Source organism: Cohaesibacter sp. ES.047, assembly GCF_900215505.1.
GTDB lineage: Bacteria > Pseudomonadota > Alphaproteobacteria > Rhizobiales > Cohaesibacteraceae > Cohaesibacter.
The window spans coordinates 326739-353668 of sequence record NZ_LT907844.1; the positions used below are offsets into that span (position 1 = coordinate 326739).

15 protein-coding genes and 1 pseudogene are annotated in these 26930 nt (G+C 56.2%); 3 read left to right on the forward strand and 13 right to left on the reverse strand.

Annotation, left to right across the window (positions count from 1 at the left end):
• Window positions 1–2: 2 nt before the first annotated feature.
• From CPH65_RS01410 to CPH65_RS01430, 5 genes are all read right to left on the reverse strand, one after another.
• Window positions 3–2171, reverse strand: a complete 2169-nt coding sequence (locus tag CPH65_RS01410; protein WP_096171807.1) for an EAL domain-containing protein — start codon at window positions 2169–2171, stop codon at window positions 3–5.
• A 177-nt stretch (window positions 2172–2348) separates the two neighbouring features.
• Window positions 2349–3824 carry a TolC family protein gene (locus CPH65_RS01415; protein WP_096171808.1) on the reverse strand — a complete coding sequence of 492 codons (1476 nt, stop codon included), beginning with the start codon at window positions 3822–3824 and terminating at the stop codon, window positions 2349–2351.
• A gap of 161 nt (window positions 3825–3985) precedes the next feature.
• Complete coding sequence (locus tag CPH65_RS01420; protein WP_096171809.1) at window positions 3986–5314, reverse strand: HlyD family type I secretion periplasmic adaptor subunit; 1329 nt, start codon at window positions 5312–5314, stop codon at window positions 3986–3988.
• A 133-nt stretch (window positions 5315–5447) separates the two neighbouring features.
• Window positions 5448–7937, reverse strand: a complete 2490-nt coding sequence (locus CPH65_RS01425; RefSeq protein WP_096171810.1) for a peptidase domain-containing ABC transporter — start codon at window positions 7935–7937, stop codon at window positions 5448–5450.
• Window positions 7934–9757 carry an ABC transporter transmembrane domain-containing protein gene (locus CPH65_RS01430; RefSeq protein ID WP_172891433.1) on the reverse strand — a complete coding sequence of 608 codons (1824 nt, stop codon included), beginning with the start codon at window positions 9755–9757 and terminating at the stop codon, window positions 7934–7936. Before CPH65_RS01430 ends, CPH65_RS01425 begins: the two co-directional genes overlap by 4 nt.
• A gap of 264 nt (window positions 9758–10021) precedes the next feature.
• Between CPH65_RS01430 and CPH65_RS01435 the strand changes: the two genes are divergently transcribed.
• Together CPH65_RS01435 and CPH65_RS01440 are read left to right on the forward strand one after the other, a co-directional pair.
• On the forward strand, window positions 10022–16828 hold the full coding sequence (locus CPH65_RS01435) for an Ig-like domain-containing protein (RefSeq protein WP_096171812.1): 6807 nt from the start codon (window positions 10022–10024) through the stop codon (window positions 16826–16828).
• A gap of 155 nt (window positions 16829–16983) precedes the next feature.
• A complete protein-coding gene (locus tag CPH65_RS01440) occupies window positions 16984–18057 on the forward strand; it encodes a DUF2336 domain-containing protein (RefSeq protein ID WP_096171813.1) in 1074 nt (357 codons plus the stop codon).
• Window positions 18058–18105: 48 nt separating this feature from the next.
• On the opposite strand, the pseudogene CPH65_RS24930 reads toward CPH65_RS01440, so the two are convergent.
• The 4 genes and pseudogenes from CPH65_RS24930 to CPH65_RS01460 all read right to left on the reverse strand — a co-directional run bounded on the left by CPH65_RS24930 (window position 18106) and on the right by CPH65_RS01460 (window position 22642).
• Window positions 18106–19057: pseudogene (locus CPH65_RS24930) on the reverse strand (IS630 family transposase).
• A gap of 223 nt (window positions 19058–19280) precedes the next feature.
• Window positions 19281–20543 carry a glycine betaine/L-proline ABC transporter ATP-binding protein gene (locus tag CPH65_RS01450; RefSeq protein WP_096171814.1) on the reverse strand — a complete coding sequence of 421 codons (1263 nt, stop codon included), beginning with the start codon at window positions 20541–20543 and terminating at the stop codon, window positions 19281–19283.
• Entirely contained in the window at window positions 20543–21427 is an 885-nt protein-coding gene (locus CPH65_RS01455) for a proline/glycine betaine ABC transporter permease (protein ID WP_197704022.1), read from the reverse strand. The genes CPH65_RS01450 and CPH65_RS01455 overlap by 1 nt, the downstream gene beginning before the upstream one ends.
• A gap of 216 nt (window positions 21428–21643) precedes the next feature.
• Complete coding sequence (locus CPH65_RS01460; RefSeq protein ID WP_096171816.1) at window positions 21644–22642, reverse strand: ABC transporter substrate-binding protein; 999 nt, start codon at window positions 22640–22642, stop codon at window positions 21644–21646.
• A 342-nt stretch (window positions 22643–22984) separates the two neighbouring features.
• Between CPH65_RS01460 and CPH65_RS23685 the strand changes: the two genes are divergently transcribed.
• On the forward strand, window positions 22985–23338 hold the full coding sequence (locus CPH65_RS23685) for a hypothetical protein (RefSeq protein WP_157747440.1): 354 nt from the start codon (window positions 22985–22987) through the stop codon (window positions 23336–23338).
• A 37-nt stretch (window positions 23339–23375) separates the two neighbouring features.
• Here the strand turns inward: CPH65_RS23685 and CPH65_RS01465 are convergent, their stop codons facing one another.
• From CPH65_RS01465 to CPH65_RS01480, 4 genes are all read right to left on the reverse strand, one after another.
• The gene (locus tag CPH65_RS01465; protein WP_096171817.1) at window positions 23376–23657 is read right to left on the reverse strand and encodes an HPr family phosphocarrier protein; all 282 of its coding nucleotides are present in this window, start codon (window positions 23655–23657) and stop codon (window positions 23376–23378) included.
• 94 nt (window positions 23658–23751) lie between these two features.
• Window positions 23752–24153: a PTS sugar transporter subunit IIA gene (locus tag CPH65_RS01470; protein ID WP_096171818.1), complete on the reverse strand. Its 402-nt coding sequence runs from the start codon at window positions 24151–24153 to the stop codon at window positions 23752–23754.
• A gap of 166 nt (window positions 24154–24319) precedes the next feature.
• Window positions 24320–24877, reverse strand: a complete 558-nt coding sequence (locus CPH65_RS01475) for an HPr kinase/phosphorylase (RefSeq protein ID WP_096171819.1) — start codon at window positions 24875–24877, stop codon at window positions 24320–24322.
• A 32-nt stretch (window positions 24878–24909) separates the two neighbouring features.
• On the reverse strand, window positions 24910–26778 hold the full coding sequence (locus CPH65_RS01480) for a sensor histidine kinase (protein WP_096171820.1): 1869 nt from the start codon (window positions 26776–26778) through the stop codon (window positions 24910–24912).
• Between the last annotated feature and the right edge of the window lie 152 nt (window positions 26779–26930).

Sequence of the window (26930 nt, forward strand, 5' to 3'; positions counted from 1 at the left end):
GATCAGGCCGGCTCCTGCAAGCTCTCGACCAATCTGGTGCCATATCTGAGTTGTTTCTGCATGGCCTGCTCGAACTCATCGGCGGGCGCGGGGCGGGAGAAATAGTAGCCTTGCGCTCTGTCGCAATGCTCAAGCAGCAAAGCGTTGGCAACAGCCCTATCCTCAACGCCTTCTGCGATCACTTCCAGCCCCAGTGAATGGCCCAGATTGATCGTCGCACGTACGATGGCCGTGTCAGACGGGTTCTTGAGCATGTCACGCACGAACGACTGGTCGATCTTGAGCCGGTCGACAGGGAAATGCTTGACGTAGGACAGCGAGGAACATCCTGTCCCGAAATCATCAATCGAAATCTTGATACCCAGCGTGCGCAATTGACTGAGCTGCTGCGCGACTTGCTTGCGATCATGCAGCACGATGCTTTCGGTCAATTCGAGATCGAGGCAATGGGCCGGCATACCGGTCTCTGCGAGGATCCGGGCGACCAGAAGCGGCACAGACTGGCGCTGGAACTGAACGGGAGACAGGTTTACACCGATGGTGAAGTCCGTATAGCCCTTGGAGTGCCACTCGGCCCCCTGACGGCAGGCTTCATAGATCACCCATTCGTTGATCGGCATGATCATGCCGTTGCGTTCGGCACGGGCGAGGAAGTCCGCTGGTGCGATCAGCGCCCCGTCTTCACCCCGCATGCGCAACAGGGCTTCGCAGCCGCATATGTCGCCGCTTTTCAGGTCCACTTGTGGCTGGTAGAGCAACTCGAAGCGCCGATCGTCAAGCGCGGCCTTAAGGGCATCGTCGACGCGGCGCTCCGCTTCGGCACGGGCATCGAGATTGGTGGCATAAAGACAAAAACCATTGCCACTCGCCGCCTTGGTCTTGTACATGGCCTGATCGGCATTGCTCATCAGCTTTTCGAAGGAATTGCCATCCTCGGGATGAACGGCAATGCCGATGGACGCTGTCACACTGGTCGACAGGTCGATAAGCGAGATCGCATCAGGCATCGCGTTGGTGATTGCCTGGCCCAACTGTTCGACATGCGTGTCATTCTTGACGTTGGTCTGAAGGATGGCGAATTCATCGCCGCCCAAACGCGCAACCAGATCATTCGGACTGGCAACATTGCGCAATTGTTCACCAACCCGAACCAGCAGCTCATCCCCGGTTGCGTGGCCGTGCACATCATTGACCTGCTTGAAACCGTCCAGATCGATCAGATGCAATGCAAAGCGGCCATCACCGCGGCGGCAGCGTCCGATTTCGCGGTCGACCCGGTCGCGCAGAAGCGACCGGTTTGCAAGGCCCGTCAAACCATCGTGATGGGCCATGTGATGCAAGTGCGTTTCAGCAGCCTTGCGATCCGTGATGTCCTGCGACGACGTTACCACACCGATCACCCGCTTGCCTTCGATAAGCGGACTTTTGGTGGTCATGAAGATCTTTCGCGTGCCCTTGCTACTGACGATTTCCTCCTCGAAGGAACGCAAATCAGTGCCCGAGGCGATGACCAGTTGATCGATTGCGGTGTTCCGCTCAGCAACCTGCTCACCCAACACCTCGGTACAGGAGCGGCCAACCACGTCCTCGGCTTTCAAGCCCAGATAATTCGCCTTGTTGGAATTCATGAAGAGGAAACAGCCATCAACATCCGTGGCGCTGACCATCACCGGCAGGGTGTTGATCACGTTGACGAGGCGGCTTTCGTTCTCGCGCTGGGTCCAGGCAAGAATGCTTTCGCTTTTCTTGAGAGACTCCAGAAGCGAACTGGCCCGGTTCGACAGCACCTGACTCTGACGATGCATCTTGAGAAGATTTCGGGCTCGGGCAACGAATTCCCGATGGTCAACAGGACTGATCAACAGATCCGTCGCTCCGGCATCAAGCGCCCGCAGTCTGAGATTGCGGTCCTCGAACACGGTCACAACAATGATCGGAACATCGGCGAAGCGAGGATTGGCTCTGATTTGACCAATGAAATCGTCTCCATGCATGCCGGGCATGTTGAAGTCGGTCAGAATCAGATCCGGGTCATTGTGATCAAGCCATTTGAGGGCATCATGCGAGCCCGCGCAGGTCACAACATCCGTTCCGTCCTCTATTCGCCGTGCAATTTGGGAATAAATCTGTCTATTGGTATTTTGATCGTCAACGATCAGAATAAGTGCCATTTTTCGCCCCAAGTCGTCCGCCCGTCCCCCCTGGATACGGTCGTCTTTGAATCTCGTCGTATTCTAGTTAGAAGAAGTTAAAGCGAGAGGAACGTACTCGGTGCTGACCCGTTTTGGAGGCAAAAGATCGCGTCATCGTTAATGAAAAATGAAGCTTGAGGAGGCTGCCCGATATGGCTAGCGCAATCCGCTCCAGGGATCATCAGATTTGCGCGGCCCGGTTGTCTTTACTTTCTGGGACTTAGGTCGGTTCATCTGTTCCGCGCGCGCAATCGCAGCAACAGCTTCCGGTGCATATTGCAACTGTGCCTTGCGCGCACCTGACACTGTCAACTGGCCTGTGGCCGCCAGGAAACTGTAGATCGCGATCACCGAATCGGCCTTGGAATAGATTTCCAGCTCTTGAGCATCGAGCAACGACACCTCCGCATCAAGGATGTCCAAGAAGGACCGTTGCCCCGCCTTTTCCTCGATCTTGATGCCACGCAAGAGGTCTCGTACGGCGCGAACCTCGGCGGAGGCCTGCTTCAAGGCGACCTGTGCTGCACGGTTCCTGAGAAACTGCTCTCTGGCGTCGGCCTTGATGCGCGCTGACAGTGCGTGGGAGGCGTATTTCTGCTGATCGCGCAGGGCACGCGCCTTCTGGACATCGGCCATCCGTGCCCCTCCGTCAAAAATCGGCAGGCTGAGACGAAGGGAGAAGGCACCTTCCGCCTTGTTGGTTTCCGCATGACTCGAGGCATAGTTGCGGTTGACTTCGCCGCTCACATCAAGCGTCGGCAGAAACGCTCCTTGTGCGGACTTGACCGCATATTCCGACGCCTTGACGCTTGCGCGGGAGGCGCGCAAATCGGGATGCATCTGCAGGGCCTTGCGCTCTGCTTCCTCAACCGTCTGCGGCAAGTGGCTGACTGGCATCTGAGGGAAGATCAATTCCGCCGGTTTGTATCCCACCAACGATTCGTAGCGACCAACGGCAGCCCCCAGATCAGCCGATGCTCCCTCCAGCGAGGCGCGTGCGCGATAAATCAGTGCGTCGGTTTTGGACAGATCGGTGCGGGTCAGTTCTCCGGCACGAATGCGTGCCTTGGTGCCGCGCTGCTGATCGAGCAGATTGGTCAGATACCGACGCCGCAGATTGATCATCTTGCGCGCGGCAAAGACGTCCATATAGGCCTTGACCGCTTCGAGCAGGATCTGGCGCTCCTTGTTGCGGACCTGATAAAGGCTTGAACGTTCCGTATATTTGGAGCTGATCAGGTTGTTGCGGTTCTGGAAGCCATTGAACAGACGATGGCTCGCGCTCAAGCCATATTGCGTTGTTCGGGTTCTGGTGCGTCCGCCGGCCTTGAGGCGCTCTTCAACCATGGAATGCCCCGCTGTCGCATTGATCTTGGGGGCATAGGCCGATGCTGCCTTGCGGGTGCTTGCCCTGCTCGCTTCGAGCGCTGCCTCTTGAGCCCGAATGTCGGGATTGTTGTCATAGACGTCGTAAAGCATTTGGGCGAGATTGTCGGCTCTGGCTGTTGCCGCACCCAAGAGGGGCGCAATGATCGCAGCCAAGACCAGACAGGTCCGCACGCCACGGCTGATTCCCGTCGCAGTCGCGCTGAAGCAAAGCTCCGATCCCGTGTTGCTGTGTATCAGCTTCATGACTGCTCTACTCTTGACCCAAAGAAGCACGAAGGCGGCACATCTGTGCCATCTGGTGTCCCGTTGAGGGTCACCGCCCCGATCAATTTGCTTACCAACTCCCTATCACTATTAGGGTTTTATGGTTAACAAGGGCTAAATGCGGAGTTTTAAATTCAGCGTTAGCGCTCGGAGAAGGCGATGTCCATTGACCGATAGACCGGCTTCAGGAGGTAGCGTGCGAGAGACTTTCTGCCCGTCACGATATCCGCCGTCACCACCATGCCCGGCAGAACCGGATAGGTCTTGTCGCCATGAGACAGTTCATTCTTGTCAAGCGAGACATGCACCTTGAAATAGGGCTGACCCTGCTCATCCTCAAAGGATGTGGCTGAGATCGTCTTGACCTGTCCTTCGATGGTGCCAAAGACATAGGGATCGAAAGTCGAAACCGTAATCTTGGCATTCGCTCCCTCATGGATGTGGCCAATATCCTTTGGCTGAACGCGCACTTCGGCGAGGATCTTGCGATCATCTGGCACGATCCGGGCAACGACTTCACCCGAGCGCACCACCGCACCCACGGTGTTGACCGCCAGTTCCTGAACCAGACCGCTGGTCGGCGCAACGAGATCAAGGCTTTCGACCCGGTCTTGCTGCTTGGTCAGAAGGCGGTCAAGTTCTGCCAGTTCCGTGGCGCTCTTGGAGCGTTCCTTTGCCAGCTCGCTGCGCAGGGACGCGCGGGTTTCTTCCAACTGGATTTCCGCTTCAGTCACCTGTTCCCGTGTGGTCGCGATCTTGCCATCCAGCACATAGAGCCGGGACCGCGCTTCTTCCAGCGAGGCCTGCGCTTCGAGGACGGACCGGCGGGAGGCATATTGCTGCTTGAGCAGATTTTCGAGCATGACAAATTGCTCTTTGGCGATCTCGGCGCGCTTGTTGACGCTTTTCTGTTCGGCAACAGCGGCGTGCCATTCGGCCTTGCGCCGAACCACCTGGGAAGCAAACTTGGCTTCCTCTCGCTCAATGCGGGTCTTTTCAGACAAGAAGACGTTGTATTGGGAATTTGCCAGATTGGGATAGGAGTGAAACAGGGAGCCAAAATCCGGCTGATCCTTGCCATCCATAAGCGCATCAAGGCTGGCGATGGACATTTTGAGACCCGCAGCCCGGACCACCAGTTGATCCCGCTCGCTTTCGGTCGCTGTAGAGCGCAGGCGCATGATCGGCTGGCCAGCGGCAACCCGGTCCCCTTCGTGGACCAGAACCTGCTGGACATAGCCCCCTTCCAGATGCTGAACCGTCTGCACCTGAGTGGTGGGCTGGACCTGTCCCATCGCATGGGTCACCTCCAGCACAGAGGTAACGAAAGCCCAGATGACAAATGCCGCCATGAAAAGGACGCATCCCGACACCACATAGGCAAATAGCTGGGGCGGTTGCTCCGCTTCCAGCGCCAGAGGCAATGTCAGAGTCCGCGCGTCAAGCTCACTCTGTTTTGACTGAAACAACTTCAAAGACCCAATACCCTGTAAAAAGACAACCAGAAACGCAGGTCCGTGCGCTTTGTGCGCACACGTTCAATATGCCCTCTCAGGGTTAATACATTGTGTTCACGATCAAAAAGTTTTTAAGAAAACCCGGTCAGGCGACCGCTTTGTTGAACGAATCCAGCTGTGGCAAGACCTGCTCGGGAGGACCATTAAGGATGACCTGTCCTTCATGCAACACGATGATGCGATCGGCTTCCTTCATGTGGCTGGGGCGCTGAGTGGTGAACAGCGTGGTCGCCCTGCCCTTCAGGGTTGCCAGATGGGCCATGAACTTGCGATCGGTCTCGAAGTCCAGATAGTTGGCGGGTTCATCAAGGAAATAGTAGGACGCATGCTTGGAAAAGCTGCGGCAGAGCAACAGCTTCTGCTTCAGGCTGTCGGCCATCTGATGCACCGTTTCGGCCTTCAGCCGCGTGTCCAGAGCACCGTCCGGCAGATCGGGATGATCCTCGGTGATATTGAAGTGCGTCATCAATGCCTGCATCTCATTCCGCATCGTCTTTGGATCATTGAGATGGAAATTCTGCTCAACAGTGCCGTAGAAGAAGGTGGGATGATCTGGCTGGTAGCTGATTTCGGCGCGCAATTCGCCAAGATCCATCTGCCGGATGTCGAGGTGATCGAAACCGACAACGCCCGCAACCGGCCGGTAGAGTCCCGCCAGAAGCTTGAGGAAGGTCGACTTACCGCCGCCACTGGGGCCTGTTATGGCGACCAGCTCACCGGGATTGATGACGACATTGGCATTCTTGATCGCCGCATCGGACGCCTGCGGATAGCGGAAGCTGAGATTCTTGGTCGAGATATGGCCGCTGAATTTGCGCGAAATGCTGGGCACAGCACCGGGAGTGCGTTCCGGTTGCATGCGCATCAGATTGTTCACCATGCGCACGGCTTCGATGAGCTTGCCAACGCGGGACAGGCTGAGGAACGCATTCTGCAGCGGCGACAGGACCCGCCAGATCAGGGCCATGATTGCAATCAATCCGCCAACGCCCAGATCGCCAGCCATGACCATCAGCGTGCCGACGCTCAGCGTGGTCAGTCCGGCGGTCATCGACATGGACTGACTGATGATCTGGATTTTCTGAGAGAAGTGCTGCGCCCGGAAATCAAGGGCGGCGAAACTCGCCGCAGCGCGTTCGAAGCGTTCCTGCCAGATCTGCTCGGCACCGGTGTTGCGGATGTCGCGATGCATCAGGAACAGTTCCATCATGATGTTCTGTTTCTTGGTCTTGGCATCACCGGACTGCATGGTCTGGCGCTTGGCTACCGGAATGCTGAAAGCGGCAAGAATGAAATAGCCCGCGAGCAGAACCGCCGGAATCGCCGCGATCCACCCCCCAATCATGGCAATGGCGATGATGAAGACGAACACGAACGGCAGATCGAGCACCGCTGTGCCCAGCGACCCCAGAAAGATTTCTCTGAGCTTCTCGAACTGACGCAAGCGCGACAACTGCGCTCCGATGGTCGCATTCTGGACCATGCCGTAAGACATGAAGAGCAGGCGCTGGAAGATCTCAACGGACAAGGCGGTATCGAAACGCGCTCCGATATAGGCCAGAACCCGGGTTCTCAGCCTTCGCAGGGCATAGTCAGCAGCAATGATCAGACCGACCCCGGCGATGAACATCACAAGACTGCCCGGCGCCTTTGATGGGATGGCATAGCCATAGACAGCCATGATGAAAATCGGCACGGCAAGGGCAGCAAGGTTGATGCCGAAATTGATCACGAACAGCGATAAAAACAGCCGCCGAAAGGCCGTTGCGGCATGGGTAACCCAACCGAAAGACTGCACGAAGCGGGTCTGATGAGCCAGATCGATCGAATTGATCAGATAGATCGTCTCGGTGCGATCAAGACAGCTGATGTCTTCTTCGGCGCCGGTTGCTCCATTAAAGCAGGTGACCGTGCCCTCACCGTGATTAACGGACAGGAGAATACGCACCGTCCCGTTCTGATCCTCGAACAGGCATGGCAGCTTCTCGTTCGACAGCGATGCAAGGCGGGTTTCGCCCGCGATCGCAGCAAAATTCAGACGGGAAAGCACGGCCCTGAGGCCGTTCATGTCATGAATGGTATTGAAGTGCGGCAGGGCCTGCGCCAGATGGCGCCCGTCGCCGCCCCAGCCGAGAAGCGCGAGAAGCACCTGCAGGCAGCGCCCAGCGGAACTGTGGTAGTCGATCCCGGACCACCGTTCCTTCACGCCTATCAAGGTCTCGAAGTCCGTGAACGCAGGGCCTTGGGCTTCTGTCCCGGCAGCCGCTCCTTTTGACAGCAAATCACTCGGCGCAGCATCGAACTGTATGTCCTCTGCGCTAAATTGGATCTCCTGCTCCGCATCAGGTTGCGCTCTTTCAGCGACCTGATCCGTTTCAAAGGCTTGCACATTCGGGTCCGATGCGACCTCTGCTTTCCGCACTGGCTTCACTTCATCCGCCGATGTTGCGAAATTGCGTTCGGCAGAATAGCGCGAAAGCTCTTTCAGTGAGATTCCACCGGATTGCAGCTTGCGAATGAATTCGGACTGGCCATTGTCATCGGGCGATTGCGATCCTGGGTCTTTTTCGCTCATGCGGACCTCCCGATCGCCTGTCTTGTCTGTTGAGCCAGAACGGATTTTTCTGAACCGGCTCCCCTGGCATCAGCGGCGTCTCTTTGCTGGCCTCCATGCACTTGCAACTGGCCTTCCTTGAGGATGAACTGCTTGTCTGCCATGGCAAGGAAAGAGGGACGGTTTGAGAGGAAAACGATGGTCATCGTGCCGCGCAATTGCTCCAGTCCCTTCCTCAGAAGGTTGTCCGCACGTTGATCGAGCAGGGCATTGGCCTCCTCAAGCACCAGAATACTCGGTTTCTGGGCGATGGCGCGGGCAATGCAGATACGCTGGCGGAAGCTGGGCGGCAGTGTTTCGTTGCCGCCTGTCCCGATGTTCATGTCATACCCATGCGGCAATTGCTGAATGTCGCTTTCAAGGCCGATCAATTGTGTTGCCTCACGCGCTCTTTGCAGTCCGTCGCGCGGGTTGAACAGGGTCAGGTTTTCAAGGATCGTTCCGCTGAAAATCGCAGGACTGTTGGGCACATAGGCGATGGAGGAGGACAGATCCGCATCGATCAATTCGGCACTTGAGTACCCACCGATCAAGACCTCGCCAACCTCTGGATCGAGCTTGCCGCGAAGGATCTCGAGAAACTGGTGATCATCGCGCGGCAGATTGCCCTTGAGCCCGATGATGCTGCCGTGCGGGATGGTCAGCGAAACCCGATATGGCTTGTTGTTAGGCATATACGAGTTGATTATCACATTGCGAACACTGATCGCGCCGTCATCAAGAGTGATCCTCTCTGCGATCTGATCCGGGTTGGGATTGATGCTGAGCAATTCATCGACATTCTGTTTGACCAGATCGAAGTTGCTCATTTCACTCCAAGATCGCACCGACCGGACAAGCACTTCCACCGCTCGCCCGCCAAGCAGCAGGCAGCAGGCAAGAGACCCGATCGACTGGGTTCCCTCGATGACGAGCAGAGCACCGCTACTCACGATTGTGACCATGGTAACGGCGGCAAACACCGCACTCAGGGACTGGGTCTCTCCATCCATGCGCACCGAATTGTGAAAGGCGACGGCAATGGATTCCTGCAAGCGCTCATATCGCCGCATCATTTGCGGCTCGCAGGCCATGGTCTTGATCGTCTCGATCCCAGACAATGCCTCGATCACGAAATCATATTTGCGCCGGTCGAGTTGTTGCCGCTCGTCCTGCAGGAGCTGGATTTCCCGAGCCTTGACCAGCAGTCGCCAGGCAAAGATGCCAAACAGACAGACGAGCAGCCCAGCGATCACCGGACTGACAATTGCCATGACCGCGAGGAAAACAAAAATGAATGGCAGGTCAACCAGCCCCATCCGGGCCGGACCGGCAAACATCCGTGCCGTGGCCGAGAGCGCATTCATGCGGTCGATATGTGTGCTTGCCGCTTCCTGTTCGACGGCTTCGGGTGGCGCGTGCATCGCACGTCTGACCGCTTCCACACCGGCCACATAGTCGATGTACGATGATGACCAGCCGGAGATATGCGACCGGATTACCTTAAGGGTCGTGTCGACAAGCATCACGATCACCAGACCGCCCATCAGGTAGAACAGCGTGTCGTATGATAAATTGGGGATAATTCGGTCATAGATCTGCAAAATCACCAAAGGCATGCCGAGGCCAAGCATGTTGATGACAAAAGAGGCCGCCATGATCCGCTTGGGAACCTTGATCAGATCCGCAAACCAGGCCGACTGCATGGAGCGAGGCGGCTGAAAGATATCGTGCAGGCGCTCGAGCTTTTGCCCGAAACGTGACCGATTGCCGCGCTGCCCGTCTGGATATGGTTCTGTCATTGATCCCAATTTCTCGGTTATTCGGCCCATGTCGCCCGGGCTTGGTGCGCCAAAAGCACAAACCACTCTCTCTTTATGCGCCTAGTCTCTTGAACTTTTCTTAACCAAGTTTGAACTTTTCCGTCCAAAATGCCGTTATAGATAGTCTGAAATGTTATTTTTACGTATTCCTAACCAATTAAAAGAACCACCGATTAATCAGCCTCACGATAGCTTTCTGTCCAATTGCCTGCCCCAAGGGGCCAAGAAGCTAAGGACAGGTCTATGGCTGACACCTCGACTCCCAACATCAAGATCAACAGCAGTTCCACCAAACTAGAAGCCAACCGCGCACAGGACTCGGCCCAGAAAGCCGATCAGTACAAGGGTGGCAGTGATTACGACACCGGTGATCACATTGCAGCGCGTCAGGACATCCTGAACCCGAACCTGCATTATGGTGTAACAGTCGAGAGCGAACTGCCATTTACCGATACGCAAAGCGGAGCTGCGGATGACAGTGGCGCGCGCGTATCTGGCGAGCCGATCAACAATGGCGCGCCTCAAACCACACCAAGTGCCTTTGCCAACGGTCCCCAATCTCCTCTTTCTTCGACAGGCCCGTCAGCCCCTGCCGAAGGTGCGTTCGCGATGTCCGGCGGCCTTGAGGGCGTTCAATCCATCGACAATGGTGCTGCTTTGGCCTCGGCTTCTCCGTTTTCTGCTCAAGCCACCAACACGGGTGCGGCACCCAGCTTTGCGCCTGCAAACACTGCAAGAAATGATGGTGCGGTATCGACCCCGGGTGGCGGAGGCAGTGGTGGCGAAACCAACCATGCCGTGACCGCTGAAGACGCCGCCGAGACCACAGGTGAGAATACCCCGCTCTCAAGCAGTGTCACCGCGACGGATCTTGATGGCGATGCGATCGCCTATAGCCTTGATGGCCAGCCATCCGAGGGTGCTGTCACCTTCAATCCCGATGGCTCCTACAGCTTTGATCCCGGCACCGACTTTGATGATCTGGCCGTCGGCGAAAGCCGCACCGTCAGCTTCAACTTCACGGCTGACGATGGCAGGGGCTCCACCGATAGCGGCACCGTCAACATCGAGGTGACCGGCACCAATGATGCCCCCACCGCCGTGGACCTCACCGCCAACACCATCGATGAGAATGATGCGGGGGCCGTGATCGGCACCCTCAGCACCACCGATGTCGATAGCTCCGACAGCCACAGTTACACCGTCTCCGATAATCGCTTCGAAGTGGTTGATGATGGCGCGGGCAATATGGTGCTCAAGCTCAAGGAAGGCGTGACGCTCGATCATGAGACGGAAGCTTCCGTCCCTCTCACCGTCACCACCGACGATGGCCATAACGGCACCTTCAGCGAAGACTTCACCATCAATGTCGCCGACCTCAATGAGGCCGTCACCGCTGATGATGCGGCAGAGATCACCGGTGAGAATACCCCGCTCTCCAGCAGTGTCACCGCGACGGACCTTGATGGCGATGCGATTGCCTATAGCCTTGATGGTCAGCCGTCCGAAGGTGCTGTCACCTTCAATCCCGATGGCTCCTACAGCTTTGATCCCGGCACCGACTTTGATGATCTGGCCGTCGGCGAAAGCCGCACCGTCAGCTTCAACTTCACGGCTGACGATGGCAGGGGCTCCACCGATAGCGGCACCGTCAACATCGAGGTGACCGGCACCAATGATGCCCCCACCGCCGTGGACCTCACCGCCAACACCATCGATGAGAATGATGCGGGGGCCGTGATCGGCACCCTCAGCACCACCGATGTCGATAGCTCCGACAGCCACAGTTACACCGTCTCCGATAATCGCTTCGAAGTGGTTGATGATGGCGCGGGCAATATGGTGCTCAAGCTCAAGGAAGGCGTGACGCTCGATCATGAGACGGAAGCTTCCGTCCCTCTCACCGTCACCACCGACGATGGCCATAACGGCACCTTCAGCGAAGACTTCACCATCAATGTCGCCGACCTCAATGAGGCCGTCACCGCTGATGATGCGGCAGAGATCACCGGTGAGAATACCCCGCTCTCCAGCAGTGTCACCGCGACGGACCTTGATGGCGATGCGATTGCCTATAGCCTTGATGGTCAGCCGTCCGAAGGTGCTGTCACCTTCAATCCCGATGGCTCCTACAGCTTTGATCCCGGCTCCGACTTTGATGATCTCGCCGTTGGCGAAAGCCGTACCGTCAGCTTTAAATTCACCGCCGATGATGGCAATGGCTCCACCGATGACGGCACCGTCAACATCGAGGTGACCGGCACCAATGATGCCCCCACCGCCGTGGACCTCACCGCCAACAGCATTGATGAGAATGATGCGGGGGCCGTGATCGGCACCCTCAGCACCACCGATGTCGATAGCTCCGACAGCCACAGTTACACCGTCTCCGATAATCGCTTCGAAGTGGTTGATGATGGCGCGGGCAATATGGTGCTCAAGCTCAAGGAAGGCGTGACGCTCGATCATGAGACGGAAGCTTCCGTCCCTCTCACCGTCACCACCGACGATGGCCATGACGGCACCTTCAGCGAGAACTTCACCATCAATGTCGCTGACCTCAATGAGGCCGTGACCGCTGAAGACGCCGCCGAGACCACAGGTGAGAATACCCCGCTCTCAAGCAGTGTCACCGCGACGGATCTTGATGGCGATGCGATCGCCTATAGCCTTGATGGCCAGCCATCCGAGGGTGCTGTCACCTTCAATCCCGATGGCTCCTACAGCTTTGATCCCGGCACCGACTTTGATGATCTGGCCGTCGGCGAAAGCCGCACCGTCAGCTTCAACTTCACGGCTGACGATGGCAGGGGCTCCACCGATAGCGGCACCGTCAACATCGAGGTGACCGGCACCAATGATGCCCCCACCGCCGTGGACCTCACCGCCAACACCATCGATGAGAATGATGCGGGGGCCGTGATCGGCACCCTCAGCACCACCGATGTCGATAGCTCCGACAGCCACAGTTACACCGTCTCCGATAATCGCTTCGAAGTGGTTGATGATGGCGCGGGCAATATGGTGCTCAAGCTCAAGGAAGGCGTGACGCTCGATCATGAGACGGAAGCTTCCGTCCCTCTCACCGTCACCACCGACGATGGCCATAACGGCACCTTCAGCGAAGACTTCACCGTCAATGTCGCCGACCTCAATGAGGCCGTCACCGCTGATGATGCGGCAGAGATCACCGGTGAGAATACCCCGCTCTCCAGCAGTGTCACCGCGACGGACCTTGATGGCGATGCGATTGCCTATAGCCTTGATGGTCAGCCGTCCGAAGGTGCTGTCACCTTCAATCCCGATGGCTCCTACAGCTTTGATCCCGGCTCCGACTTTGATGATCTCGCCGTTGGCGAAAGCCGTACCGTCAGCTTTAAATTCACCGCCGATGATGGCAATGGCTCCACCGATGACGGCACCGTCAACATCGAGGTGACCGGCACCAATGATGCCCCCACCGCCGTGGACCTCACCGCCAACAGCATTGATGAGAATGATGCGGGGGCCGTGATCGGCACCCTCAGCACCACCGATGTCGATAGCTCCGACAGCCACAGTTACACCGTCTCCGATAATCGCTTCGAAGTGGTTGATGATGGCGCGGGCAATATGGTGCTCAAGCTCAAGGAAGGCGTGACGCTCGATCATGAGACGGAAGCTTCCGTCCCTCTCACCGTCACCACCGACGATGGCCATGACGGCACCTTCAGCGAGAACTTCACCATCAATGTCGCTGACCTCAATGAGGCCGTGACCGCTGAAGACGCCGCCGAGACCACAGGTGAGAATACCCCGCTCTCAAGCAGTGTCACCGCGACGGATCTTGATGGCGATGCGATCGCCTATAGCCTTGATGGCCAGCCATCCGAGGGTGCTGTCACCTTCAATCCCGATGGCTCCTACAGCTTTGATCCCGGCACCGACTTTGATGATCTGGCCGTCGGCGAAAGCCGCACCGTCAGCTTCAACTTCACGGCTGACGATGGCAGGGGCTCCACCGATAGCGGCACCGTCAACATCGAGGTGACCGGCACCAATGATGCCCCCACCGCCGTGGACCTCACCGCCAACACCATCGATGAGAATGATGCGGGGGCCGTGATCGGCACCCTCAGCACCACCGATGTCGATAGCTCCGACAGCCACAGTTACACCGTCTCCGATAATCGCTTCGAAGTGGTTGATGATGGCGCGGGCAATATGGTGCTCAAGCTCAAGGAAGGCGTGACGCTCGATCATGAGACGGAAGCTTCCGTCCCTCTCACCGTCACCACCGACGATGGCCATAACGGCACCTTCAGCGAAGACTTCACCGTCAATGTCGCCGACCTCAATGAGGCCGTCACCGCTGATGATGCGGCAGAGATCACCGGTGAGAATACCCCGCTCTCCAGCAGTGTCACCGCGACGGACCTTGATGGCGATGCGATTGCCTATAGCCTTGATGGTCAGCCGTCCGAAGGTGCTGTCACCTTCAATCCCGATGGCTCCTACAGCTTTGATCCCGGCTCCGACTTTGATGATCTCGCCGTTGGCGAAAGCCGTACCGTCAGCTTTAAATTCACCGCCGATGATGGCAATGGCTCCACCGATGACGGCACCGTCAACATCGAGGTGACCGGCACCAATGATGCCCCCACCGCCGTGGACCTCACCGCCAACAGCATTGATGAGAATGATGCGGGGGCCGTGATCGGCACCCTCAGCACCACCGATGTCGATAGCTCCGACAGCCACAGTTACACCGTCTCCGATAATCGCTTCGAAGTGGTTGATGATGGCGCGGGCAATATGGTGCTCAAGCTCAAGGAAGGCGTGACGCTCGATCATGAGACGGAAGCCTCCGTCCCTCTCACCGTCACCACCGACGATGGCCATCACGGCACCTTCAGCGAAGACTTCACCATCAATGTCGCTGATATCGACGAAGGCGTGGTTGCTCAGAATGAAAATGGCACGACGACGGAAGATGACGCCCTGAATAGTGTTGCGCATGCCCAGAGCGTGAATGGAGGCGACATCAGCTACAGTCTCACCGGCCAGCCGGGAGAAGGGTCCGTTGTCATGAATCCGGACGGGTCTTACACGTTTGATCCGGGCCAGGATTTCCAGGACCTCAACCTCCATGAAAGCCGGACGGTAACATTTGAGTATTCCGCAACGGATAGCAGCGGCCAAAACGGCACCGGTACCGTGACGATCGAGGTTAGCGGCACCAATGATGCGCCAACTGCAATCGAGATTTCCAATTCGAGTTTCGACGAGAACAGCGATGGTTCCATCATCGGCACTCTCTCGACGACCGATGTGGATACCAATGACAGTCACACCTACACCGTCAATGATAACCGCTTTGAGGTGGTCGATGATGGCGCGGGCAACATGGTCCTGAAAGTGAAGGACGGCGTCAGCTTCGATCATGAGACCGATCAGAGCGTTGATGTTGTGGTCACCACCACTGATCAGGGCGGTCTCAGTCACAGCGAAAGCCTGACGATCAATGTGGCAGACGTGAATGAAGGCCTCTCGCTGAGCGCGGAAGGATCCTACAATTTCCTCTACAACGGCAGCTTCGAGCATTTCAGCAATGGCGAGCATGGCGGCGGCGAGGGAACCGGATGGTTCGCCGGCGCAACCATTGACGGCTGGTCACAGACCGACATCGATGTGCACGAAGCTGGGCACCAAGGCTTGGGCGCAACTGATGGCGAATACCATGTCGATCTGGCAGGTACGACCAACGGGACCTTGACCCGCGAGATGAACGGGCTGGAAGATGACCAGACCTACACCCTGGCCATGGACCTCAAATCCCGCGGATCGAACGGCCACGGCACTGGCAATGAGCAAGACGCCCTTGGACAGTCGGTCGTCAAGATCGTCTGGAATGGCGAAGTCATCGCAACCGTGGACCCGGCAGAAGACGGATTGGGCTGGCACACCTACAACTTTGATATCGTTGGCGGGTCTGGAGATGGCTCCGATACCATCAACTTCATCGAGGTGGGTTCGGAAAACAATTTCGGCACGCTCCTTGATAACTTCCGGATCACCGACTCCGAGGGCTTCGGCGTTCTGGAGAATGAAGCGGGAGCCGAGGTTGCTACTCTTGCTGTTGCCGATCCCGATGCGGGGGATAGTCATACCTATGTCGTCTCCGATGACCGCTTCGAGGTTGTCCAGTTGGATGGTGAGACCGTTCTGAAGTTGAAAGACGGCATCAGCCTTGATCACGAAACAACGGCAAATATCGATGTCACCGTTACGGTCACAGATAGCGGGGGCAACAGCGACAGTCAGGTGTTGGGCATTCAAGTGGGTGACGTCAATGACGCACCGACCGAGGTTATCCTTGATGGCAGTCAGGTGACCGAGAATGAGGCTGGTGATGTCATCGGCACGTTGACGACGACGGACGCCGATGCTCATGAGGCCTTTGACTACAGCGTCTCGGATAACCGTTTCGAAGTGGTCGATGACGGCACAGGCACCATGATGCTCAAACTCAAGGATGGAGAATCTCTTGATGCTGGTAGCGAGCCGACAATCAATCTGGCGATCACGTCGACAGACAGTGGTGGCGAGTCGGTTACCGATTCCTTCGATCTGTCGGTGCAGGATGTAACCCACGGCACTGACAGCAACGATACCATTCAAGGGTCCGGTCTGGACGATGTTCTCTATGGTGAGGGCGGCAATGACAGTCTTTATGGTGGGGCTGGCAATGATACGCTCATCGGCGGCGACGGAAACGACTTCCTGTCGGGTGGTGACGGTGATGATGCCTTCATCTACATGGTGGGCGACGGCAACGACACGATCGACGGCGGGGCTGGCGGAGACTGGACGGACAGCATCGAGATCTTTGCGGCTGACGGATCGGCTTCAACCGAGATGGGAACCGATTGGACCATCTCGCTTACCCATGGCTCGGTAGAGACGGTCGGCACTGATGAGTTGCAGCTCTCGGATGATGCCTCGGGCACCATCGATTTTGACGATGGCAGCCAAATCGCCTTCGACAATGTCGAGCGGATCGGCTGGTGATCTAGTCGCGGGGTTTTAAAGACAAGGACTGACAGCCTTCCTTATGGGAAAGCTGCCAGTCTTTTTGTTTTTGATTGTCATCGTTAGCATCAATTAACATAATTTTAGAGTCGGTCGGATACCATGGGCTGGACTTCAAGAAATGAGGCAAGCTAATGCTGGATACCATCACCGATCTTGCGCGAGAAAAATCGAGCGACAAGCGACGCGAACTCCTCGGCCGTGTGGCCGATATGTTCTTTGATGGAGCAGAGCTGCACACCGATCACGAAGCAATTCTTTTTCGCGACATCGTCCTGAAGATGCTCAACGATGTGGGTGCAGAAGGTCGCGCCATATTCTCCGAGCGCGCCTCCAAGGAACCCACTCTGCCAATCGAAATTGCACGCAATCTTGCACAGGATGACGTTGAAATCGCAGCTCCCGTACTCAAGAACAGCCCGGTGTTGACCGACGAGGATTTTGTTGCCCTCTCTCAAACGCTGTCCCCGGCGCATCTTGAAACCATCGCAGAGCGAGAGTCGCTGAGCGGCACAGTCACCGATGCCCTGATTGAGAACGGCACCAGAGCTGTCTGGCACAAGGTCACACAGAACCAAAGCGCCGAGATCACTGACAAGGGTTTTGACACGCTTGTTGATAATGCAACGGATGACGAGATCCTGCAAACCAGCCTGAGCTCTCGTAAAGATATCCCTGAACACGCGGCCAAAAAGCTGTTGCCGCTGTTGCCGCCTGAGGGCAAGGCCCGTCTCGCCAAGCTGTTCCGACATGATCCCCACGCTGCCGGTGACCTTGTTGCCGGGGCGCAGAAGAAGTTTATCGAGCATAGCCTTTCAGAACGCAGCGAACGGATCGAAGCCAAGGTTCTGATCAGTCAAGTTAAGCAGGGTACGCGGGCATTATCCGATGCGGTGTCCCTTCTGGCTGAGGCCCAGCGCGGCTCCGACATCATCATGTTGCTCGCGGCAATCATCGGCCTTGATCAGGCGATCATCTCGAATGTGTTCTATCAGAGCAACGACGAACCGATTGCCATCCTTTGCAAATCGATGGATCTGGAAACGAATGCGTTTGCCAAGCTGATGAATGTCCGTCAGGAAAAGCTTGGTCTTTCGCTATCGGCGGTTGGGCGCAGCATTGCGCACTTCAAAGAGCTGGACGTTGCCTCCTCTCAGCGGGCCATGCGCTTCGTCCAGATGCGCAACAATGTTGCGAAAACCCAATAATCGAGCTCGGCGCGAATGATGTGGTCGAGCCTTTAAAGCATATCGCAATTAATTAACCTCATACCCGGCAGCTTTGAAGTCGTTCAGACACTCCTTGGCAGAATAGAGGTCACAAATGTCACCGATCGCGTCTGAGATTGTATCGAAGCTTCTGGCTGCTCGCTTGCGCAGCAGTGTCTTGAGTTTGGAATATGCCATTTCGATGGGATTGAGGTCCGGTGAATATGGCGGAAGAAACAGCAGCCATGCTCCCTTTGATTTGACGAGCTTGTGAGCTTTCTCACTTTTGTGGAAGGCGACATTATCGAGGATGACGATGTCGCCAGCTGACAGGGTCGGCAGTAGTTGAGTTTCAATCCAAGTTTCAAAGATACGTCGGTTCATCGGAGCATTGACGATCCAGGGCGCAACCATCCCACGGGATCTCAAACCAGCGATGAAGGTCTGGGATTTCCAATGACCAAAAGAAGCGTGGGCGCGATAGCGCTGTCCTTTTGGTGACCATCCAGACCGTTTGGTCAGCTTCGTGTTGGTTGATGTCTCATCGATAAAGATCAATCGGGACAATGCTTTGTTGAAGAAAGGCCGGCGCTGATTGATCCATACATACCGATCATGAGCAATCGCGGCCCGTAGCTGTTCAGTGGCTACCAGACTTTTTTTTATGGCTCAGGCCGAGCCTGTGAAGCACGCGCCCAACGCTAGAGCGATGCACATGGACCCCGCGTTCAGCCAATTCCAGACAAAGCTCATCAAGCGTCAGATCGCCATTCTCAGACATGCGCCTTGTGATCCATTCATGATGCACACCCAACTTGCCTTTGTCTGGTCGGCCTTGCTTGCGAGGCTGCACAGAACCCGTCTCTTTCTTGAGAAGCATCAGGTTATTGACAAACCGTGGTGACACGCGGAAATGGCTGGCGGCCGCCCGATGCGAATGACCGGCATCAACAAATGAAGCAACACGTTCGCGCAATGCAATAGGAAGTGATTTGCCCATGATGATCCCCTTTTCTCAAAGGGAATCACAATTGGCAAAAAATGGGAATCCTGAATCTCATTAACTGCGACACGCTTTAGTCCCATCCACCGGCTTGAATATAAAAAAAGGGTGCCAACACAGGTTGGCACCCTTTTTTATTATCTCGTCCAAGATTGCAACCAAACGGCTCATCGAGGAACGGGTCTGCCAGTCGCCACGGGCCGGCTGGCTGATTGAGCGATCAGCTCGGTTCCTTGACAGCATCCCCTTCGGTGCCGGCTTTGGCTTTCGCGGTTTCATCTTCGGCTTCCTCGTCTTCAGAAGCTTCGGAACTCAGCACTTCAGCAAGGGCGTCACGGGACAGTGAGCCAACGAATTCGCCATCTTCTCCAACCACCGGCACAGGATAGTCCGCAGACAGGGTTCCTGGCAGGACTTCTTCCAGAGGGGCATCCGGAGAGATGTGCTGTACATCGTAATAGTGCTCTTCGGAGATCTTGCTGTCCGCATTGTCCTTGTAATATTCCTCAAGGCTCTCTTGCGTCAGGGTCCCCTGATAGCCATCGTCGGTGACGTGATAGGCGTAATCGTCCTTGTGGGCCTTCATCTGCTTGTAGGCCTCGCCGATGGTTTTGGCCGTGATGCGGAAGGTCTGCGGCTGCATCACAGTCTCAACGTTCAGCGCACGGGCACGGTTCACATCCTTGACGAAGGCCTCGACATAGTCATTGGCCGGATTGAGCAGAATTTCTTCAGGCTTGTCATCCTGCACCAGTTCACCGTCCTTGAGGATGGCGATGGTGCTGCCAAGACGCAGGGCTTCATCAAGATCGTGGGTGATGAAAATGATGGTCTTGTGCAGTTTTTCCTGCAGCTCGACGAGCTGATCCTGCATTTCGGAGCGAATAAGCGGGTCAAGCGCGGAAAAGGCCTCATCCATCAGAAGGACTTCGGCGTTGGTGGCAAGGGCGCGCGCCAGACCGACACGCTGCTGCTGACCACCCGAAAGCTGTGCCGGATACTGGTTCTCGTATCCAGCCAGACCAACCGTCTCGAGCCACTCAACAGCCCGATCATGGGCTTCGGACTTCTTGACGTTCTGAATGTGCAGGCCGTAGGCAACATTGTCGAGAACCGTGCGGTGCGGCAGGAGCCCGAAGCGCTGGAAGACCATCGACATCTTGTGACGCCGAAACTGCTCGAGTTCCTTGATCGAAAGATTCATCACGTCGGTACCGTCAACCAGAATCTGACCTTCGGTCGGATCAATCAGGCGGTTGAAGTGGCGGATCAGGGTCGACTTGCCCGAACCTGACAGGCCCATGATGACCGAGATTTCACCCTTCTGAATGCTGAGGTTGATATCCTTGAGACCAAGGGTGTGACCGGTTTGAGCAAGGATCTCGTCCTTGCTCAGCCCTTGGTGCACCAACGGCATATATTTCTTGGGGTCGTTGCCGAAAAGCTTGTAGAGCCCTTTGATTTCAATCAGCACTTCACTCATTAGTGGGCTCCCTTCATGTGTTTCTGACTTCGCGTGGCATATGCCTGCGAAACACGGTCAAAGATGATAGCAAGCGCCACAATGGCTAGACCGTTGAAGAGACCCAGCGTGAAGTACTGGTTCTGAATGGATTTGAGAACCGGCTGGCCAAGACCTTTCACACCGATCATTGATGCGACCACGACCATGGCGAGCGCCATCATGATGGTCTGGTTGATACCGGCCATGATGGTTGGCATGGCGAGCGGAACCTGCACCCCGAACAGGCGCTGGGTCGGGTTTGCACCAAAAGCGGTGGCCGCTTCGAGCACTTCCTTGTCGACCAGACGAATACCGAGGTTGGTCAGGCGGATAACCGGCGGAATGGCGTAGATCACAACCGAAATGAGGCCTGGAATCTTGCCGATGCCGAGCAACATGACAACGGGAATAAGATAAACAAAGGCTGGCATGGTCTGCATGACGTCGAGAATCGGTGTCATCACTTTCTGGAAGCGATCGGACCGCGCCATGCCAATGCCAACCGGAATGCCAACCACAATGGACATGAGCGTACAGACGGTAATCATCGACAGGGTGCTCATCGTGTCTTCCCACATGCCGAAATAGCCAATCAGCAGCAGAGAAACAACAACACCAAGAAGCAACTTCCATGAGCGGCTGGCGGAATAGACGATTGCACCGATAACAATAATGATAATCGGCCATGGCGTGTTGAGGAGCAGCTTCTCGAACCATACGAGGAACTGGAGAAGGGGGTGGAACAAGCCTTCGATAAACTCGCCATACTCCCGAGAGAATGCTTTGTAAGCGCCATCTAGCGTCTTGCGTATCGCAAGAAGATCAAGACGATCCAACTGCGGAAATTCTGTTAGCCATGACAATTCCGCCATACGCGGTCTCCAGTTCAGTCCAAAGGTGGTGAGCACGGGGGTCAAGCTCAAACGCGCCTTGTTGATTGGTCACAATCATCCGCTTTTCAGGCGTCAGGGTGCTCGATGAAACAGAGTGCGTGACGATGGAAAAGCAGACATTCTTTACGAAAGAACCCGGGCCACCTGAGGTCGCCCGGGCACAGCACCCCTTTTGGGGTGTCAGTCTTACATCTCTGCGACAGCAGCCTTGACTTTGGCAGCCATGTCGTCAGAAAGCCACTCGGTCCATTTGTCCTCATGGTTTTTGAGGAAATAGATACCAGCGATTTCACCGTCAGCCTGGTTGTCTTCCATCCATGCCAACAGAGCGTTCATCTCTTTGTTGGTGAAGGAAAGCTTGCCAAGGAAATCCATGATTTCCGGATTGTTCTTGGCGAATTCACCGGTGGTAATCGCCTGAACGAGAGACGGCGGATACATGGTCACTTTCGGATCTGCACAATCGTTCTGCGTGGTGCAGCCTTTGAACTCTTCTTCGTCGATGCCAGAGCCGAAATCAACCTTGGTCATCTGGTATTTGCCGAGAACAGCAGTCGGCGCCCAATAGTAGCCGAACCAGCCTTCGCCGCGCTCATAAGCCTTGGCGATGGAACCAGAGAGGCCAGCCCCCGAACCCGGATCAACGATTTCAAAACCAGCGTCTTCAAGATTCATAGCGCGGAACAGGTTGCCGGAAGAGATCTGACAGTTCCAGCCTGCCGGGCAGCCATAGAATGCGCTCTTGGTGTCATCTTCCGGATGTGGGAAGAGATCGGCATGCTCGATGACGCCTTCGATGGTGGCAAGGCTGGGCTCTTTCTCAACCATGTAGTTGGGAACCCAGAAGCCTTCTTCCCCGCCGTCGGACAGAGATTTGCCGGCGATGGCCAGACGGCCCTCTTCGACACCCTTGTCGATAACTTCGCGCATGGAGTTGGACCAGAATTCGGGAGCGATATCTGGTTCGCCTTTTTCGGTCATGGATGCGCCGGTCGGCATGGTGTCGCCCGGAATCAATTCGGCATCACAACCGAACCCTTGCGTGAGAATAATTTTCTCCACATTTGCGATCAGGGTCGCAGAGCTCCAGTTCATGTCAGCGATGGTGACTTTGCCGCAATCAGCCGCGTTTGAAGAAAGGGCCGAGCCTGACAGCATCAGGGCAGCAAGCAGGAGTCGTTTCATATGAATAAACCTCCGAGATGGTTTTCAATTTGCTTTGACAACTTATGTGCGGCCACACAGAGCATGACCACGTTGTTCATCATGGAATTTGCATTACCCAGTGCGAACCATGCACAGGGATACGGACCCGGACAGAAATTTTCAGCTTCGTCCGACCCCGTCATAAAGAATAAAATCTTGCCTACATTCCACCGGATCAGTCTTCCCTCACCAGTAGCTGGCGCAAATTCGTTTCACGCACAAGAGAATAACAATTCTTGCAAACCTACGTCAATGACAGATCCGATTTTGCATGACTATCATATCTGAGCACTCGAGCGGAAAGCGAAAAGTATTTTTTGGTTGTTTTTTGAAAAGGGTGCGAAAATTTGTTTGCAGGCGAAATTTACTTTGAACTATTGTCAAACACCACTTTATGCGCTGAAAGTGCTTGGTTTTTACAGCCTCATCAACTTGATCACGATGAGGCAAGAGGCCAGAAAGCACCTATCCGGAAAGACTTCTTGGCCGCTTCCAGGAAATAAAAATACGCAATGTGCGGCGACTCGACCCTACAGGAACTACTTGAAATTGCGCACTATTTTTGCGGGGAAAACTTTTTTAAAAGGAGCCATTAGCGCTCATTCCGGACTGAAAATCGTCATTGGATGCGGGCCTGTTTTAGATCCGCATGCGCACTCGGTGCGCACAATGTGATCAAATTTTCGCGCTGAGATTCTGAGCAAAGCGCTCTCTATTCTCCCTCGCCGAACCGATCGTCAATCAGGTCCGAAATGGCCTTGAGCACCTCTTCTGCCTGGTTTCCTGATGCAACGACATCGATGCAGCAGCCCGGAGCCGCCGCCAACATCATCAGCCCCATGATGGAATTGCCCCAGACTGTCTGTCCGTCCTTGGACACCGTAACCGAGGCATCATACATGTCGACGAGCTGGACGAATTTGGCCGACGCCCGGGCGTGCAGGCCTCGCTTGTTTTGGATGGTCAGAGTGCCAGAAAAGGATTGGTCGGTCACGAAAAGGCTAGTCTCTTGCTATCAAAGGAACGCCGGGGATCATGTCTGAACGTCGCCCCTTAAGCACCGGTTGTCTCAATTGCGTGTCCGAGGGTCATTCTCCGGCCAGCAACTTGCTGGCTATGTTAATGTATTTCCGCCCGGCTTCACAAGCCTCATGCACCGCCTCGGTGATCGAGCGGTCCGAGCGAACGCTTGCGAGCTTGATCAGCATCGGCAAGTTCACGCCAGCCAACACTTCAACGCGCTCGCTGTCCATGACGGAAATGGCCATGTTGGACGGCGTGCCACCGAACATGTCGGTCAGAAGGACAACGCCCTGCTTATCGTCAACCGCCGCGACAGCATCGATTATGTCCTGCCGCCGTTGTTCCATGTCGTCGTCGGGACCGATGCAGATGGTCTCGATCAGCTCCTGAGGGCCAACGACATGCTCAAGCGCAGATCGAAATTCCTCTGCCAGATGACCATGTGTAACGAGGACAAGACCGATCATAGTGCCTCACTTCTCCTGATTGTCGGAGCCAGAGCTCCTTACGCTCTCTTGCGGCCATACCGTCGAACCATGGCGCGATCGCCGGACAGACAGCCGTCAAAGATTTTCTATCTTGACCAGCAGCGTTTGGAACGCAAGCCCAAATGTCATTTTTGGGCCGGTTCGGTCAATGCTTCCATGTGGAAAGAAGCGCAAACACCATATCGCAGGCCACATCCACCGAACGCTGCGGGACGGCAAGGTGTGCTACCTCATGACCAAGACAAGGTTTCGACCTTGCCATTTTTCTCGGCATTCGTTCAATTTCTTCCGGCGCAACCATATCGACCAGCAGATGAATCACGGCACGCGAGAGCACATGCTCCGGTTCAAGCTTGAGGACGCCGATGCCCCGCACCTCCTGCAAACGATGTGTGGGCACGGGCGAGAAGGCCAGCAACGGCGGCACAGCCTCCTCTTTGCCATCAGGCCCGGGGCGTGACAGGCGCACATAGTCATCGCTGATCAAAGCCGCAAACATGCCTCGCGCACGCGCCTCCTGGCGCAACCGCCGCTGCAGCATCGACTTGCCGCTGCCTGAAGGCCCGCACAAAAGAAGGCCGTAGCGGTGCAGCACCAGCCCACTGGCCTGCATGATTTCGCTGCCGTCTTCGAGACGAGCAGGAAGGTCGAAGGCCGGCCCTTGAGTGGCATGGTCCCTGTCAGGGTCAAGATAGTTGGACATGGCTTGCTCCTTTTTACGGGCAACCGATGGTGTCAGGCCTGATCGTCGCGCTCTGTCGTGTGGTCGGACTTCCTATGAGCCGTCGTCTTGTGGTGCGTCGGCTTATGGGCTGTTGTCTTTGCCATCACCGGGAAGCGCGCGCAGAAGCGGGCACCCAGTATCTCAGGATCGCTCTCTGACGAGCTTTCGTCAATGCGGTTGAAAGCCTCAATCTGCCCCTGATAGGCCTCGACGATCTGCTTGGAAATGGACAGCCCGAGACCCGAGTTCTGACCAAAATCCTCTCCTTGCGGGCGATCGGTGTAGAAGCGCTCGAAGACGCGATTGACATCCTCCGCCTGAATGCCGGGGCCGCAGTCATCAACCGTGACCTCCACCCAATTGTCTTCGCGCGACAGACTGACGACCACTTCGGAGCCATCTGGGGAGAAGGAGCGAGCGTTGTCGATGAGATTGACGAAGACCTGACCGATGCGGCTGTCATTGCCATTGACGAAAAAGCGCCTGTCGTCCTTGGCGGGTTCGCCATCGGTCTCGAGCTTGACGCGTACGCCGACCTTGGCTCCAATCTCATCTTGAATGGTGACAATGGTGTCGAGCAGTGCATGAAGGTCGATGGCATCCGAGTCCTGTCGTGCCAACTCCGCATCAAGGCGAGACGCATCGGAAATATCCGAAATCAGCCGATCAAGGCGTCTGACGTCATGCAGAATGATGCCGGTAAGACGCTCTCGCGCTTCGGGCTTCTTGGCCAATGGCAGGGTTTCCACCGCCGAGCGCAGAGATGTCAGAGGGTTCTTGAGCTCGTGCGCCACATCGGCAGCAAAGGCCTCGATGGCATCCATGCGCTGATAGAGGGTCTTGGTCATGTCGCGCAGAGATTGGCTCAATTGGCCGATTTCGTCCTTGCGATCAGAAAAATCCGGGATCTGCTCGCGGGACTTGACGCCCCGGCGCACGCGTTCGGCTGCCTCGGAGAGCCGGCGTACAGGGCCGGCGATGGTGCCAGCCAACAGGAAGGACAGCGTGCTCGTCACAACGGCGGCAATGAGGAAAACCCGCAGAATACCAAGACGCTCGGCGGTCACGATTTCGTCGATCTCACCATCGCGTGTCGACAAAAGGAGCGCACCGGCGATGACACGCGAGCGCTGAATGGGCACTGCAACGGAGACGATCAGCCGACCCTTGTCATTGACGCGCACGATGGAGGCAGCAGATCCATCCAGTGCCAGCGTTACTTCCGGATAGCCCCGGCCTTCGCTGCTCCCCAGCTCTTTATAGAGGGGGTGCTCTGCCTGCCGGATCCAGCTGATGAAGCGGCTCCACTTGTCCATCCAGCCGCCGTCTTTCTCCTCGACCGGATCGGGCAGATTGAAGCGCAGAATGCCGCTGGCATTGAGCTGGCGCGAGTCCACCACCAGATTGCCGGACAGATCGTAGATCCGGGCCCGTGTGTCCGTGGTTGAAATCGCAGCACGCAGAATAGGAGCCGCGCGCTCGGGATCGATGGGAAATTCGAAGAAGCCGAAGGTGTCATCGGACGGGGTGAAGCTCTCGCCGGCCTGCAGCTCGAGCAGGCGATCCGGGCTGATGGTGATGGCGTCGGCGTCGGATGCAGCCGAGGCGGCAATCGCACCGGCAATGATGTTGCCCTGTGTCATCAAAGAACGCACGCGGCTGTCGATGAGTCCTTCGCGGAACTGGTTGAGATAAAGAATACCAATCACCAGCACTGCGAGCGCGGCGAGATTGAGGAACACGATGCGGCGGGTCAGGGATGAAAAGGCGACCGATGACGTTACGATGCCGAGAAAGCGATTGAACCGGCCTTTGTTCCGTTTGGCCGATTGCGCGCGCTTCTGCTTTTCCGAGCCCTGATTGTTTTTCTGCTGCAGCATGCGGTTCCATTGTTGGCAGCATTCGGATGTCAATCGGATCGAGACCTTATCCCGTCCTGTTGCCGAAATGCGAGAGGGGCCGCAGAGCGGCCCGGCACAAGGTGGCTGATAGTGTCAACCCAGACGCTGTTCGTTGCAAGTCATTCCGTGGT